The organism is Bacillus sp. 03113 (assembly GCF_006546985.1).
Lineage (GTDB): Bacteria > Bacillota > Bacilli > Bacillales > Cytobacillaceae > VATK01.
Genome location: NZ_ML637008.1, coordinates 285,893 through 301,442, shown reverse-complemented (window position 1 = coordinate 301,442; position 15,550 = coordinate 285,893). Strand labels below are relative to the sequence as shown.

The following is a 15,550-nucleotide window of genomic DNA, read 5'->3' as shown; positions in this document are numbered from 1 at the left end:
TCAATTAAACAGTCATCTACGCCTTTATCACACTTGTTCAGTTAAAATACAAGGACCCTCTTTCGTAATCGCAATAGTATGTTCAAATTGGGCAGAATTTTTCCCATCTATTGTACGAGCAGTCCACCCATTGTCATCCATTTTCATTTGATAGACTCCTGCATTTACCATTGGCTCAATCGTAAATACCATCCCTTCCTTAATACGCGGACCTTTACCTGGAAACCCGAAGTGTGGAATATCTGGTTTCTCATGGATGACTGAACCAATCCCGTGACCTATAAAATCACGGACAACAGAAAATCCTTCTCCTTCAACATATTGTTGTATTGCATGCCCGATATCTCCGATTCTATTTCCAATCTTAGCTTGCTCAATTCCAATATATAGAGCTTTTTTTGTGATCTCTACTAATTTTTTTGCGTTATCCTCTACCTCTCCTACTTCAAATGTCCATGCAGAATCAGCAAGTGCTCCATTAAGATTGACAACCATATCAATGGTTACAATATCTCCATCCACTAATGGTTCTTTTCGAGGGAATCCATGGCAAATTTCGTCATTAATACTTGCGCAAGTAGCATATTGATAGTTTTTATAGCCCTTTTGCTCAGGAGTTGCTCCATGCTGTTTTAGAAATTCTTCTACAAATTGATTGATTTCCCATGTAGTTATTCCCGGTTTAATCAATTTTGCTAATTCTTTATGACAAGCAGCAAGTACTTCTCCTGCTTTTTTCATCATTTCAACTTCCCGTTTTGACTTCAATACAATCATTCTGATACCTGCCTTCCATTTTTCCTAACCAAAGTTATATATATTTATTATGCATTTAATCTTAACGCTGCTTCAACGAAATATCAAAAAATTGATTGCAAATTACGATTCAAATAAATATTTATTCGTTTTTTTCATTTATGTTTATGGTATGATAATAGAAAACCAATGAACAAATCGTTCTTAATATTGAACTCCTTATACATATTAGTATTCGGATTATATATTAATAAGGAGAGTGACGATAAATGATTGGCGATCGTGTAAAAAAATTCCGACTTGAAAAAAAAATGTCATTATCCGAATTGGCTGAACAAGCTGGAGTTGCAAAATCTTATTTAAGTTCTTTAGAACGAAACTTGCAAACGAATCCTTCTATACAATTTATCGAAAAAATTGCTACGGTCTTAAAAGTCCCTGTTGATAGTTTGATTATTGAGCAAACAGATCAAATGGAATTAGATTCTGAATGGATTAATATCGTGAAGCAAGCAATGGATTCAGGTGTTTCTAAAAATCAATTTCGTGAGTTTTTAGAATTTAATAAGTGGAGAATTGATCAAAAAAATAATGAGTAAGCCGTCTATCGACAGTTATTTTCATTCATAAGCGCAATTATAGCTTTTTTTTCAAAGCCAAAATAACAAAAATAAAGTATTTCTCTTTTTAGAGAAATACTTTACCTAATTCACAGTATCCATCTTAGCGGTTCGTAACTAAAAACTTGCCAAAATCTTTATTTAGGAAATGACGTATTTCTTCCTTTTCAATTCCTATTTTTTTGGCTTCAATAATTAATTGGATCCATTCCTCATCAAGTCCATCTAATAAATTTTTAGTTTTAACCACTTTTCTCCCCCCGAATAGGATTCGTACTTAGCCCTCATATTTGCAGGCTCAATAGATACGTGAAAATTTTGTTCCTTATAAGGAACATTTTTTGAAGAATTGTCTACATTATAATCAATTTCACCAATTTTGTGTTATAAATTTTTAGCTATTATTCGACACTCGATTGTAAGCACTAACAAACTGATTTTATTTCAGTCCGATATCCATTCTAGTTCTAAAGGACTTTATTACAATATTTTTCTGATTAAAGAGCCTTTTTAATGATTTGCTAAATCAGTGTTTAGCAAAATACATATCTTTTTTCCTATCATTTCTTTATGTTCTTATTTTAAATTCCAATAAGAATTGTCGCCTTTGGTCGAAACTTTTTCAACCTTGTTTAGGAAACAATTCTTCTTTTCTTCATAAAACCTATTTCCATAAATGAAAAGGAAATTAATTCCTCATTTTTTTATTGATTTTGACTGCTACTTCTAGGAGTAATTAAAATTTCAACTCGTCGATTTCGTGCTTTTCCTTCGACCGTTTCATTACTTGCAACAGGTTGAAATTCTCCAAACCCCTTGGCACTAAACATCTGTGGATCTAATTGTTTGTTTTGTAAAAGGATTTTCATGAAATTTATCGAGCGCATCACACTTAATTCCCAATTTGATCCGAAATTTGAATTTTGAATCGGGACATTATCTGTATGTCCACTAATAATAATATTTCTAGGGGGATCCATGACTAACAGATCTGAAATTTCTCCAACAATTTTGTAATCTTCTGGTAGGATGGTTGCACTACCCGAATGAAATAGTACATTGTCTCTTATGGAAACTAACAGCCCTTCTCCACTTAGAGATGTTTCAAGCCTGTCGGATAATTGTTTTTCCATTATATATGTATTAACCTTTTGTTGGATGGCTGCCAATTCTTCCTGATCTAGCTTTTTCCTTAACTCCTCTGCCAGTTTTTTTTGATCTTCCTCAGCGTTTTCAGAGGTTTTAACCTCTATACTTTTTTTATCTAAATTTTCCATTTCACGTTCACTCATTGGACTTGGAAAGTCAAAAATACTAGTTCCACCTTGAAATTCTTCATTTAATGCTCGAGAAAGGGCCTGAAATTTTTTTGCATCCACTGAACTAATCGCATATAACACAATAAAAAGCGCTAGAAGAAGCGTTAACAAATCCGCATAAGGAATGAGCCATGATTCATCAATATGCTCTTCATCATGTTTTTTTTTTCGTCTACTCATTCACATACACTTCACTTTCTTCAAATAGCTTTTGACGTTCACTTGAAGATAAGTATGAAGCAAGCTTTTGTTCTATCACCCTGGGAGCCTCTCCCTCAAGAATTGAAAGGATTCCTTCAATCATCATATATTTCAGCTTTGCCTCTTGCTTCGATTTTCTTTTTAATTTGTTTGCAAAGGGATGCCAAAGGACATATCCAGTAAATATCCCCATCATCGTTGCGACAAATGCAGCACTAATTGCATGACCAAGGCCTTCCGGATCATCCATATGACCTAACGCTGCAATGAGCCCAATTACTGCCCCTAAAACACCTAGTGTCGGTGCATACGTTCCTGCTTGTGTAAAGATAAGAGCACCTGATAAATGTCTCTCCTCCATTGCTTCCACTTCTTCTGTTAACACATCTCTTATGTAATCTGCACTCTGCCCATCTACAGAAAGAGAAAGACCATTTTTTAAAAATGGATCTTCTATTTCATTTGTTTTCGCTTCTAAGGCAAGCAGTCCTTCTTTTCGTGCTATTTGCGCCCATTCGGAAAACAATCGAATCATGTCATTTGGATCAATTAATTTTTTCTCTTTAAACAGAACACCAAAAAGCTTTGGAACTCTTTTAATTTCACTAGTTGGAAATGCAATCGTTACAGCTGCAATAGTTCCAACGAAAATGATTAATATAGCAGCAGGGTTAACTAAGACACTTATTTGTACACCTTTAAAAACCATACCAACTCCTACTGCAATACAGCCAAGAATAACCCCAAACAATGATGTTTTATCCATTATGCTCACCTATCTCATTCAAAATCAATCATTGATTCATCACCTATTATATGAGTATACGAATCACTTTTTCTTTCATTCTCTTACTATTATATCGACATTTATCTGCTTTTATTTAGGACTAATTTCATATTTGTTTACTTTTGATTTCCAATAATTTAATAGTTTATATAAATTTACGATTTATTTTTTCAGTGTAGCTTTTAAAAATAGATGCATGAGTCCTGTCTTTTCTTTTGTCCATCACTCGATGAAATCTAAGCATTTTTTCATTCATTTTTTTTACAAGCATGTCCTTTTCTTTAGGATCCTCACATTTTTTTATCAATTTCTCAATGGTCATCATTTCATTCTGCAATCGACTATCCTCTCCAATATATCCCGCATTTTTTAAAATTTTATAGGCCATTCTTAATTCCTGAGGCACGGAAGAGAGCTCGTCTTGAGGAAGAGGTTGACCAAAGCCAGGTAGATTATTAAATTCTCCTTCTTCATAGGATCTTTTTATCTTTTCTTCTGCAATTAGTGAAAATACATCCACCAAACTCCCCCCATTTCGTTCTTTCTTATTTCCATTATATATGTATTCTTTATCCGCTAAAAGATCGATACATCACTAAATTTTCATTTCTCTATGATTCCGCATCGTATATTTACATAATTTTTGTTCAATGGACAAAAAATACAGAAACGAAAGGAGTGTGGAGATCTAATGGGACGTGGTGAACATTTTAATCACAAAAGAAAAAATCATCCTGGGGAATTTCCCAAAAATACACTTGTTGAGCGTCACTCAAAAGATGCAATCGGGGATGAAGAACTAATCGTCACACAGGAAGCCTTCAAAAATCGAGTTGAAGAGGAAAAGTAAGCAAAAAGGAAACTCAGAGTGCCAAGCATCTCAGTCCTTACTAGACCTGGCACTTTATTGTGTTTTCTAAATTCTACACTTATTATTACCTTTCTATCTATAAGTTATCTACTAATAAAGGGTTGTTCTAAAGCTTTTATAGCGTTTAGAACAACCCTTTATCATTTAATAATGTATTATGTTAATCGAACTTCAAACCTTTTAATGCTTCAGCAAGTGCATTATTAAGAGGCTCTTCCTGCTTCTGTTGCTGCTTTAAGTACTTCTGAACAGTACGTTTATCTACTTTACCATTCGATTCTTTCTTGCGGCGTTCTTGGAAAGTAGAAAGCTTTTCACGATAGCCACATTTACATGTAAAAATTTGACCATTACCTTCACCACGAAGTTCTAGTTTCTTCTTACATTGTGGACATCGTGCATTTGTTATACGGGATACGTTTTTACGGTGACCACATTCGCGATCCTGGCAGACAAGCATTTTGCCTTTTTTACCGTTTACCTCAAGCATTGGCTTACCACAGTCTGGACAAGACTTAGTTGAGATATTATGGTGCTTATATTTTTTATCGCTGCCTTTAATTTCAGATACAATTTCCTTTGTATAATTCTTCATTTCTGAAATGAAAACTTCCTTCTTCAATTTACCACTTGCAATTTGTTCCAGTTTCTTTTCCCATTCAGCTGTTAAAGCAGGAGATTTTAAATCTTCAGGTACTAAATCTAAAAGCTGACGACCTTTAGATGTAATATAGATTTCTTTCCCTCCACGCTTTTCGATTAGGAATGAATTAAATAATTTATCAATAATATCTGCACGAGTTGCAACAGTGCCTAGTCCACCAGTCGATTTTAACGTGTCTACAAGCTGTTTGTCTCTTGTTTCCATGTACTTTGTCGGGTTTTCCATTGCCGATAGTAAAGTTGCTTCGTTAAAGCGTGCAGGTGGCTTAGTTTGCCCTGATGTTTGAGCAATTAATTTTGTTTTTAATGTATGCCCTTTTTCGATACGAGGAAGAATTTGTTCTTTTAAGTCATCTGTTGCTTCCTCTTCATCAAAACGGTTTTCATATACTTCTTTCCAACCAGCATTAACAATCGTTTTGCCACGAGCAACAAATTTTTCATCACCAATCGTTGCATGTAGTGTTAATTGTTCATATTCAAATGCAGGTAATAAAACTGCAAGGAAACGCTTTACTACTAAATCATAGATCTTACGTTCTTTATCTGTGAAAGCTGAGAAGTTCACATAGCCTTCTGTTGGAATTATCGCATGGTGATCACTTACTTTGCTATCATCTACAAATGATTTAGACACCTTTATTGGCTTGTTTAAGATCTTATTAGATAATAAACGGTATTCTCCTATTCCACATGCTTTTAATCGTTCTGGGAGTGTTGGAACAATGTCTGAAGAAAGATAACGTGAATCAGTACGAGGGTATGTTAATACTTTATGCTGCTCGTACAATTTTTGCATAATATTTAATGTTTCTTTAGCTGAGTAACCAAAGATTTTATTCGCATCACGCTGAAGCTCAGTTAAATCATAAAGTCCTGGTGCAAATGATTTCTTAGGCTTTCGATCAATTTCCGTTACATCTGCATTTCTATTGCCCAACTTTTTCACAATAGCGTCGATTTTTTCTTTATCGAAGCTTCGGCTATTTCCGGTTTTATCTTGCCAAGTAAGCTTTAAGTTATCACTTGTATGAGCTTCAATACCATAATACGTTTGTGGTTTGAAATGTTTAATTTCATCTTCACGATTTGCAATGATTGCAACTACTGGAGTCTGAACACGTCCACAATTTAGTTGTGCATTAAATTTCGTTGATAAGGCACGGCTAGCATTAAGTCCGATATACCAATCTGCCTCAGAACGAGCTACAGCAGAGTGATAAAGGTTTTCATAAGCTTTTCCCGGCTTTAAATTATTAAAGCCGTCTTTAATGGCTTTATCTGTAACAGAAGAAATCCACAGACGCTTAATCGTTTTCTTCACCTTTGCTTTTTCAATAATCCAACGAGCTACAAGTTCACCTTCACGACCAGCATCGGTAGCAATAATAATTTCACTTACATCACTACGATTTAACTGCGAATTAACCGTGTTAAATTGCTTCCCAGACTGTTTAATAACCGTTAGCTTTAAACGCTCTGGCAGCATTGGTAAATCTTCCAAATTCCATGTTTTATATTTCACATCATAACTTTCAGGGTCTGCTAATGTAACTAAGTGCCCTAGAGCCCACGTTACAATATAATTTGAACCTTCTAATATTCCATTTCCTTTTTTATCACATTTCAATACACGTGCAATGTCACGAGCTACTGAAGGTTTTTCGGCTAATACCAAGCTTTTTGCCATATATTAAACTTCCTTTCGTTAAACACTATATCTAATATAACATAGATTTTATTGTCACTTTGTAGATGAAAATTATTTAAAGAGTAGCCTTTTTAGAGGTTATATCAAATAGTGAGTTACCAATGAAGTGAAACTTCAATCAGTGGGGTTTTTTCTTCATCCCCCACCTGGGATTTTTTGTTTACACTTATAACTTTGAAGTGGGGGTCTTTCTGTACGTTAATGCGGGAAAAAATTGTCAGAGCCTTATATATTACTTCGTAGTATTTATTTCAATGTTTTGTCTCTTAGATCGAACGCTTACAAAGAAAAAAGTAGTGACTAAAAAAAGAAACAGAATGATTCCTACGATTTCAAAATCGAGTTCTGCCCAAGGGTTAAAGAAGGTAAATGCCAGATAAAAGGAAACCCCGTAGGCTAAGATGACAATCACCCACCCTATTAGTCTTGACGCGGATTGTCCAAGTTTGCTTGACTGATTCACCATTTTATAGACAATCATTGAATCAATTGTATCTGTAATCATCATGCCCAACATAAAAACTAATCCTAAAATTAATGGTGTATATTTACCGCCATTACCTGCTGCCAAAGACCAGACAGCTGTTTGACTTACCGTCTCGGCAGCTAAGGCAAATAAAGCCCCTACTAATATAATAAGAAAGGGATTTGTCGTCCCCTTCATAACTTTCGGTAAAAATTTCCCCTTTAATCCACTCAGTTGAAATTCTTCACTGTTATTTCTAGTGCGTAACAGATTATACGTATTTAACGTACCAATAAGAAATAAAGAAATGATCGATACCCATGATGCAAAATTATCAAAATAAGCTGGGAATGAAAAATTCTTCATCACCATTCCCAAAATACAAGCAGTTATTGCAACCATTCCACCATGACCAAATGAAAATAATGTGCCAACCCACCGTGCAAATAGACTGCCCATTCGCCAATTATAACGGGTTTGTCCATCAATAAAAGCAAGATGATCCGCATCTAATCCATGGCGAACGCCTAACATAAAAACAAGTAAGAAAAGGGATACAGTTTCCATGAATAAATTCCTCCTTTTTTAGTAAAGTAAAACTTCAATCAGTGGGGGTTTTCTGCCCCATTATGCGGGATAAAACAAAAATAAAAACCCTCAACCTTTTGACAGATTAAGGGTTTATGGGTACGTATAAATAGACGACAAACTAGTAAAATAAAAGTGTGCTTCATCTTTTCGTACACCGCTCCTTTCCGCGAAGGCTGTTTGGCGTTTCAAATCTAGGTAGGTCTCCTGGCTTCCGGATCATTGAACTCAATCGCCTTCCCCATAATTGAGTGGCATAAATGAAAGAGTACTCCTCGGTTACAGTGGCGGGACCGCTCGGGACTTTCACCCGATTCCCTGTTACCCCTTGCTTTTACAAAGGCACCTAGTTTTTTTAGGATTAAATTTTATAGCTTAATTATACCTATAATCTTTTTTACTTAGAAGAAATATTATAATGTAAATCATGTATCTATTGCTAAGGTAATAATAGGTGTGGATCACAGATATAGTAGTTACAAAGTTAAGTCTGACAAAAAAGGATTTCATACTATTTTTCTTAAATTTTATTAATAAACTGTGTATAAAGCCCCTCTAAACATAAATCTTGAGTACTTTTCACATACCAGTCTGCTTTTTTCATAAAAGGGACATCTCCGACCCCAACTGAAAACATTGGCGTTTTGAGAATTCCTGATAACCCTGCTTCTCCATCTTCAATGGCTGCACAATTTTCATAACAAACTCCCACAGCGTCCGCTGCCTTTACAAATATTTCTGGGTCTGGCTTTCCATTTGTTAAGGAGTGTGGATCAACGATTGCATCAAATAATGAATATATTTGAAGCTTCTTTAATAGATACGGCGCATTAGAGCTTGATGAAGCAAGAGCGATTTTTAAGCCTGCTTCTTTTAATTGATTTAAAAAAGAAAAGATACCCGGAAGCATTTGCTCTGGACTAAAATCAGCAATCAGCTCCTGATAATATTCATTTCTTTTATTCCCTAGCCTAGCCATTTCTTCATCGCTTATTTCCAGATGATTTCGATTTTTCAAATCCTGCATCATAACCATCCTTGGGACACCTTGATAGCGTAAATTGTCCTCTATTGAAAAAGGGACTTGAAGCTCATCTGCAATTCTTTTTGTAGCTATATAATAGAGATGGACGGTATCCGCAATCACCCCATCAAAATCAAAAATGACTGCCTCTAACTTTCTTTTCATTATTATGTACCACCCTAAATTAGTAATCGACATGTCCATTTTACTATACAATTTCGTAAAAGTTTCTTTTTTCTTCCATAACCGCTAAAATAATAATCAGCCTATCAGTAAAGGAGACGAATAAGATGAGTATTTTTGATTCAAATCTTGAAAAGTATGCTGAGCTTGCCATAAAGGTAGGAGTTAACATTCAACCTGGTCAAACATTATTCATTAATACAACACTAGAATCAGTTGAATTTGTTCGAAAGGTTGTTAAAAAAGCCTATGAAGCAGGTGCATTGAATGTCATCGTGAATTGGACGGATGACACTGTTTCAAGACTCAAATATGACTTAGCTCCGGAAGAAGCATTTCTTGAGTTTCCAAAGTGGCGTGCAAAGGAAATGGAAGAATTAGCAGAGGAAGGCGCTGCATTCATGTCCATTATTTCTTCTAGCCCTGATTTATTAAAAGGTGTTAAGCCTGAAAAAATCTCCAATTTTCAAAAGGCTGCTGGAAAAGCACTTAGCACCTACAGAAAATACATACAATCAGATAAAGTTAGCTGGACGGTTATTGCTGCAGCATCGGGTGCATGGGCTGATTTAGTATTCCCTGATGCTCCAAAAGAAGCAAGAGTAGAAAAGCTTTGGGACGCTATTTTTAAAGCGACTAGAGCGGATTTAGACAACCCAATCGAAGCGTGGAAAAAGCATGATCAAACGTTACATGATAAAGTTCACTATCTTAATGATAAAAAATACAAAAAACTTCACTATAAAGCTCCTGGTACAGACTTAACGATTGAGCTTCCTAACCAGCACCTTTGGGTTGGAGCTGGAAGTGTGAATGAAAAAGGAAACGAGTTTATGGCCAATATGCCTACAGAAGAGGTCTTTACAGTTCCATTTAAAACAGGTGTAAATGGAACCGTTTCAAGTACAAAACCTTTAAGCTATGGCGGCAATATTATTGATAAATTCAAAATCACTTTTAAAGAAGGACGAATCGTTGAAGTACAAGCAGAACAAGGCGAAGAAATTCTAAAGCGCCTTGTCGATACGGATGAAGGCTCACATTATCTTGGTGAAGTTGCTTTAGTCCCTCATCGTTCGCCGATCTCTGAAACCAATATCCTTTTCTATAATACATTGTTTGATGAAAATGCTTCGAACCATCTTGCAATCGGAAGTGCATATGCTTTCTGTATTGAAGGCGGCAAAAAAATGTCAAGCGAAGAGTTAGCCAAAAACGGGCTAAACGAAAGCATTACGCATGTTGATTTTATGATAGGATCCGATCAAATGGATATTGATGGAATCACTGCTGAAGGAACAGCAGAGCCTGTTTTCCGAAACGGAGACTGGGCGTTTTAAATAAGTAAAGCGGCCGATTAAGAACGGCCACGGCCTTATGTCTTCATCGACACTAGTACGTCCTGTACGTCGGAGTTAGACACTCGTCGAAGTTCAGAAAACTTTCTTATCCTTTTAAAAAAGGACTAGTTTCTTCATACTTTAGAGCTAGTCCTTTTTTATTTTACAAAATTTGTACAATATACAATTTTCAGTGAGAAAATCTACAGTTTGTTCAATGTTGAGCAATATTATTATTGCACTTTACGTACATTTATGGGACGATTTAATCAAAGAATGATGTGATTGTTTTAAAGCGGGGGTTAAACGAATGATAAATCAAGTACATATGATCGTATTTGGAAGGGTACAGGGGGTAGGATTCCGCTACTTCGCCCAAATGAAAGCAGTACAATATAATATTAAGGGTTGGACAAGAAACTTAAGTGATGGAACCGTTGAAATCGTCGCATTAGGGGAGCAAGATCAATTAACCCTCTTCATTGAGGAAATCCGCAGAGGAAATCCATTTTCAAAAGTCACAAACATCGACATTACACCAGTTGATCAAGCTGAAAGCTTCAATTCCTTTTCGATACGATATTAAAATGTCATGAGGGTAGCAAAAAAAAGGAAAAACAGACCCCTCCAAGATCATGTTTGAATATATAACACATTATCTTCGAGGAGCCCGTACATTTTATTTATTACCCTCAATTTTTATCGATTATCAATGGTTTCTGGATATAAATCATGATTCATTAGTCGATGCTGAGCCATTTCCTCAAACTTCGTCCCTGGTTTTCCATAATTACAATATGGATCAATTGAAATGCCGCCTCTTGGAGTAAATTTCCCCCATACCTCAATATAGCGTGGTTCCATGATGTTAATCAGATCATTCATAATGATATTCATACAATCCTCATGAAAATCACCATGGTTTCTAAAGCTAAATAAATAAAGCTTCAATGCTTTACTTTCTACCATTTTTTGATCAGGAATGTAGCTGATATAAATCGTTGCAAAATCAGGCTGCCCTGTCATTGGACATAGACTTGTAAACTCAGGACAGTTAAATTTCACAAAATAATCCCTGTTTGGGTGTTTATTATCAAAAACCTCTAATATGTCAGGTGAATATTCAAATAAATATTTCGTTCCTTGGTTTCCTAATAAGGTGACTCCCTCTAATTCTTCTTTATTTCTGCCAGACATAAAAAAACCTCCCTTATATAATAACGCAATACAAGAGAGGTTTGCTCTATAATCGTAAAAGCCTTGAAAAACAGATCAAAGCCATAGTTTTTTATAGAGGGTTTATCGCTATGAACCTCTCCTGCATCAAACAGAATTATTCGATTTTCCTATTTTCTATGTAACTATAATGAAATTCAAATCATCTGTCAATATGAAGGTTAAGCCCATTGAATCGGATTGTCGGGAAGGAAAGTACCCTCTTTTCTAATCGTGAATCATTTTTATGAAAATCAATTAGCTTAACCAAACAAATTTTATATATGCTATTCTAATATTACAGTCTCACTTATTTAGTAATGAGAAATTACTATTAATTGAAAAAGAGAGTTGAATTTTGTGAGTAGAGAGAAGGACCAATGTGAAAAAACAAACTATCTATTTAATATTATTTATAGTCGTACTGACATGGGGCTTCAATGTCACCGCCACAAAAATCCTGGTTACAAACTTTATGCCAGTAACAATGACTGCATTTCGCATCTTTACAGCAAGTATTTTTGTCATAGGAATCTTATTTTTCACCAAAAAACTTCGAATGCTCACACAAAAAGAGTTCTTATATGTAGTTGTTGGAGCTTTGTTTAATGTCGTTGCTCATCATTACTTTTTATCGATCGGTCTTTTACAAACCTCTGCTGCAAATGGCGGGCTAATTTTAGGACTGGGGCCTCTTTTAACAACGATATTGGCCATCCTCTTCTTAGGAAGCATCGTAACACTACCTAAAATCATTGGAATTCTATTAGGAATATGTGGTGTCACTTTTATTGTATTAGATAATCAGGGAGGACTGCATGGCGCTTCGATCGGAGACTTTTATGTATTTTTATCGATATTTTTTCAAGCAGCAAGCTTTATCGTGATAAAAAAAGTTTCTAAAACATTAGATCCTCGCGTAATGACTGGTTATATGCTATTAATTGGCTCTGTTATTCTTTTTGGAATAAGCTTGCTCGTTGAACCGTCTGGATTAAAAGGTATGGCAAGTGGAGATTATAGCCTTTGGGTTATATTTTTTGCCTCTGCTTTGTTAGCAACGGCATTTGGCCATTTTTTATACAACTATGCATTGGGCAAGGTAGGAGTGACTGAAGCATCTATTTTTATCAACCTTACCCCTTTTTTCGCTTTAGTAGGGGCTGCCATTTTCTTAGGAGAGCAAATTGTAATGGGGCAAATCATTGGCTTTCTATTTATCTTGCTTGGAATTTTACTAGGCTCAGGCACTCTAGAAGAATTATTAATTAATCGAGTTCCATTTGGTTTTCTTTCCGTTCGAAAGAAAGGAAAATGAGAACCAAGTGCTATGCCTAATAACCCTATACTTTATTTATTAGTATAGTATAATGATGATAATTTACATAGAATTGGAGGAAACAGAATGTTGAATGAGTTTAAAAAATTTGCTTTAAAAGGGAATGTTCTTGATCTAGCTGTCGGTGTCATCATCGGTGCTGCTTTTGGGAAGATCGTTTCCTCCCTTGTCAATGACGTGATAATGCCGTTAGTTGGCTTACTGCTAGGTGGAGTGAACTTCTCTAGTCTAGCCCTTAAATTAGGTGAAGAAAAATTAAAGTATGGTGCCTTCATCCAAACGATCGTTGATTTCTTAATTGTTTCCTTTTCTATTTTTCTCTTTATTCGATTAATTAACCGATTTAAGCGCAAAGAGGAAAAAAAGGAAGAAGTATTGAAATCGGATAAAAAAGAAGAGCTTCTTATGGAAATACGTGATCTTTTAAGACAGAGGGAAACAGGGACAGATAAATAAACCATTATTGAATGAGGTGGAGAGTTGTCCACCTCATTCAATTTTATACAGTTGGAAATAGTAAACTAGATTGCACTACAGAGATGTGATTTTCCCAAAAGCTTCGCATAAGATTGATAATAATTGGAAAAAAAGTAATAAATTAATAGATAAAATAGAAAAATTAATGCTCGTTTACTAATTGACAATGATTATCATTTTCCTTAAAATAGGCTTATATTATAAATCGATCGAATTTTTTACACTTTGCTTTCAGAGTATTCTATCTTGATGAGGAGGAAATTACATGCAGACAATGCTACATGGCTTAAAGGATATTCATATGGTGATTTCGAATCATCGCAAAATTGGTGGAGTAGCTGAGGCGGGTTCCATTCGATTAGCTTCTGGGGATGAATATCACACCCCCGTTTTTACGAATGTAGATATGTCAAAGGGTCAATATGTATCTCTTTGCTTTATTGACGAAGAAGGAAAAAACATTATGGCTCATGTTGATCAGATTGCAGTGATAAAAGGCTTACAACATAAACTAATTTGCCAATTAGATAATACGTATGTAAAACAAATGCTAGTAGATGAGACCTTACAGTATTTACAAAAATTATGTGAAGTAAATGAAGGTTATGTAACTACTTCCTTTAAAAAAGAAGCATTAAAGCTAGTTCAAGATATTAGTGTAACAGAACTTGAAAAACGAAAAGTTGTACTGCCATTTCCTTTAGAAAATAATTTAATTCAAATGAAGAAACGCTTATTTGCTTAATAAGCGCCCTTGCCACGTAAATTGCTGGACTGAATCGAATGAGATAAAGGAAATACGAAGAGCGAAAATGCTCAGAGTTTTAAAGCTCTGAGCATTTCTTTTTATATTGACTTATTTTATTAAAGTCCCCGTTACGTGAAGAAGAACATATTTATCTATGGAACATTTCAACCAAACATTAAAAAGAATTTCTTTGTTTAGTATTGTTTATATAAAGAATTACATTCAGTATACATAAAATAAAAAGAATAACAAACAAGTATGAAATTAAAACATCCCCACCTGAATATATACCGTCTGCTAAGTAACCCCCTATTATTCCATTTATCACTGATACTACAATTGCGACAACAGAAAACAGCCCGATAGTAAAACCATTAATAAGTTGTTTACGTTTTAATGGCCCTATCATTAATAGCGAGATTACTAACGAACACACAATAAAAATTAAAAAAATTATTCTAATGAAAAAGTAAATTTCCATACCTTCCAATGATTATATCCCCCCTAATTTTATAGACAACACAAATAATTAAAAGTTCCATTTAATGCTGAATAACACTTTCTTTATTTTAACATAAATACCCTGTTATCCTGCTTGAGTTTTTAAACCAATATTACATTGTAAACATTTTAAAAATCCTCAGTAAACGCCTTGACATTAATTGTTGCCTCTGCTTTCATGGATACTATTTTCGATGTTATTTAGCCTATAATTAAAACGCTATTATATCAATAAAAATTAATACACCAATTCATATACGAATTGGTGTGCTAATTTACTTGTTATCAAAATTTTTGGTGCTCGTAAACCGAACCCATTACTTTGTGGAAAATGTGTCTTTTTTCAATTTATCCATTTGTTGTAAATACAGCTTGACAGGATAAACGATATTGATCAGCAATTGCGTTTTTTAGTTTATCCTGTTCCTGTTTATTAGGAGTATCAAGTAATGATATTCCGTCAGTAATACGAACTGTACAAACGCCACAAGTTCCTTTTCTACACTTAAAATTTAAGTTTTGACCTTGCTCTAAAGCAGCATCAAGCAATTTTGTTCCTTTTACGGGGGTTACTTCAAAAACATTCTCATTTTGAACGAGCTTTAGCTTTACTTTTTGATCAATCTTCCTATTATTCGTTGGTATCTCTTGCTTATGTTTTAATTCTTGCTCAGGTTTTTGAGAAACGATTTGATTTTTAGGAATTAAGGAGCCTACAGATAAGCTTCTTCGCCTCATTAT

The 15,550-nt window shown here is 34.7% G+C and carries 18 protein-coding genes and 1 riboswitch; of the genes, 7 read left to right on the top strand and 11 right to left on the bottom strand.

The genetic code is table 11. The features are described 5' to 3' along the window. Positions 1-27 precede the first annotated feature (27 nt). Positions 28-777: a type I methionyl aminopeptidase gene (gene map, locus FDO66_RS01320; protein WP_141430594.1), complete on the bottom strand. Its 750-nt coding sequence runs from the start codon at positions 775-777 to the stop codon at positions 28-30. A gap of 248 nt (positions 778-1,025) precedes the next feature. Between map and FDO66_RS01315 the strand changes: the two genes are divergently transcribed. Beyond that, positions 1,026-1,355, top strand: coding sequence for a helix-turn-helix domain-containing protein (locus FDO66_RS01315; RefSeq protein ID WP_141430593.1), 330 nt, complete (start codon positions 1,026-1,028; stop codon positions 1,353-1,355). A 124-nt stretch (positions 1,356-1,479) separates the two neighbouring features. Here the strand turns inward: FDO66_RS01315 and FDO66_RS01310 are convergent, their stop codons facing one another. The 4 genes from FDO66_RS01310 to FDO66_RS01295 all read right to left on the bottom strand — a co-directional run bounded on the left by FDO66_RS01310 (position 1,480) and on the right by FDO66_RS01295 (position 4,203). Beyond that, the gene (locus FDO66_RS01310; protein ID WP_141430592.1) at positions 1,480-1,626 is read right to left on the bottom strand and encodes an anti-repressor SinI family protein; all 147 of its coding nucleotides are present in this window, start codon (positions 1,624-1,626) and stop codon (positions 1,480-1,482) included. Between the two features lie 454 nt (positions 1,627-2,080). Further along, positions 2,081-2,875: a flagellar motor protein MotB gene (gene motB / locus FDO66_RS01305; RefSeq protein WP_141430591.1), complete on the bottom strand. Its 795-nt coding sequence runs from the start codon at positions 2,873-2,875 to the stop codon at positions 2,081-2,083. Beyond that, complete coding sequence (gene motA, locus FDO66_RS01300) at positions 2,868-3,662, bottom strand: flagellar motor stator protein MotA (RefSeq protein ID WP_141430590.1); 795 nt, start codon at positions 3,660-3,662, stop codon at positions 2,868-2,870. The genes motB and motA overlap by 8 nt, the downstream gene beginning before the upstream one ends. 166 nt (positions 3,663-3,828) lie before the next feature. Further along, on the bottom strand, positions 3,829-4,203 hold the full coding sequence (locus FDO66_RS01295) for a DnaJ family domain-containing protein (RefSeq protein WP_141430589.1): 375 nt from the start codon (positions 4,201-4,203) through the stop codon (positions 3,829-3,831). A gap of 171 nt (positions 4,204-4,374) precedes the next feature. On the opposite strand from FDO66_RS01295, the gene FDO66_RS20660 reads away from it, so the two are divergent. Then, positions 4,375-4,533 carry a hypothetical protein gene (locus FDO66_RS20660; RefSeq protein WP_181444398.1) on the top strand — a complete coding sequence of 53 codons (159 nt, stop codon included), beginning with the start codon at positions 4,375-4,377 and terminating at the stop codon, positions 4,531-4,533. A 181-nt stretch (positions 4,534-4,714) separates the two neighbouring features. Here the strand turns inward: FDO66_RS20660 and FDO66_RS01290 are convergent, their stop codons facing one another. From FDO66_RS01290 to pgmB, 3 genes are all read right to left on the bottom strand, one after another. Then, on the bottom strand, positions 4,715-6,907 hold the full coding sequence (locus tag FDO66_RS01290) for a DNA topoisomerase III (RefSeq protein ID WP_141430588.1): 2,193 nt from the start codon (positions 6,905-6,907) through the stop codon (positions 4,715-4,717). A gap of 253 nt (positions 6,908-7,160) precedes the next feature. Beyond that, the gene (locus FDO66_RS01285; RefSeq protein WP_141430587.1) at positions 7,161-7,961 is read right to left on the bottom strand and encodes a HoxN/HupN/NixA family nickel/cobalt transporter; all 801 of its coding nucleotides are present in this window, start codon (positions 7,959-7,961) and stop codon (positions 7,161-7,163) included. 201 nt (positions 7,962-8,162) lie between these two features. Continuing rightward, a riboswitch (cobalamin riboswitch) is annotated at positions 8,163-8,347 on the bottom strand. Positions 8,348-8,502: 155 nt separating this feature from the next. Continuing rightward, entirely contained in the window at positions 8,503-9,171 is a 669-nt protein-coding gene (pgmB, locus tag FDO66_RS01280) for a beta-phosphoglucomutase (protein ID WP_141430586.1), read from the bottom strand. Positions 9,172-9,296: 125 nt separating this feature from the next. Here pgmB and FDO66_RS01275 point away from each other — a divergent pair, with 125 nt between their 5' ends. Together FDO66_RS01275 and FDO66_RS01270 are read left to right on the top strand one after the other, a co-directional pair. Beyond that, positions 9,297-10,529, top strand: coding sequence for an aminopeptidase (locus tag FDO66_RS01275; protein ID WP_141430585.1), 1,233 nt, complete (start codon positions 9,297-9,299; stop codon positions 10,527-10,529). A 313-nt stretch (positions 10,530-10,842) separates the two neighbouring features. Then, positions 10,843-11,115: an acylphosphatase gene (locus FDO66_RS01270; protein WP_181444406.1), complete on the top strand. Its 273-nt coding sequence runs from the start codon at positions 10,843-10,845 to the stop codon at positions 11,113-11,115. Positions 11,116-11,228: 113 nt separating this feature from the next. Here the strand turns inward: FDO66_RS01270 and queF are convergent, their stop codons facing one another. Further along, positions 11,229-11,726, bottom strand: a complete 498-nt coding sequence (gene queF, locus FDO66_RS01265) for a preQ(1) synthase (RefSeq protein WP_141430583.1) — start codon at positions 11,724-11,726, stop codon at positions 11,229-11,231. A 400-nt stretch (positions 11,727-12,126) separates the two neighbouring features. Between queF and FDO66_RS01260 the strand changes: the two genes are divergently transcribed. The 3 genes from FDO66_RS01260 (at position 12,127) to FDO66_RS01250 (ending at position 14,305) form a co-directional block, all read left to right on the top strand. Then, complete coding sequence (locus FDO66_RS01260; RefSeq protein WP_141430582.1) at positions 12,127-13,062, top strand: DMT family transporter; 936 nt, start codon at positions 12,127-12,129, stop codon at positions 13,060-13,062. Positions 13,063-13,149: 87 nt separating this feature from the next. Then, positions 13,150-13,539: a large conductance mechanosensitive channel protein MscL gene (gene mscL / locus FDO66_RS01255; protein ID WP_141430581.1), complete on the top strand. Its 390-nt coding sequence runs from the start codon at positions 13,150-13,152 to the stop codon at positions 13,537-13,539. Between the two features lie 286 nt (positions 13,540-13,825). Then, a complete protein-coding gene (locus FDO66_RS01250; RefSeq protein ID WP_141430580.1) occupies positions 13,826-14,305 on the top strand; it encodes a hypothetical protein in 480 nt (159 codons plus the stop codon). A 178-nt stretch (positions 14,306-14,483) separates the two neighbouring features. On the opposite strand, the gene FDO66_RS01245 is transcribed toward FDO66_RS01250, so the two are convergent. Both FDO66_RS01245 and FDO66_RS01240 read right to left on the bottom strand, forming a co-directional pair. Then, a complete protein-coding gene (locus FDO66_RS01245; protein ID WP_141430579.1) occupies positions 14,484-14,798 on the bottom strand; it encodes a hypothetical protein in 315 nt (104 codons plus the stop codon). A gap of 359 nt (positions 14,799-15,157) precedes the next feature. Then, positions 15,158-15,547 (bottom strand): 2Fe-2S iron-sulfur cluster-binding protein, encoded by a 390-nt coding sequence (locus FDO66_RS01240; protein WP_141430578.1) that lies wholly within the window; start codon positions 15,545-15,547, stop codon positions 15,158-15,160. Positions 15,548-15,550: the final 3 nt, after the last annotated feature.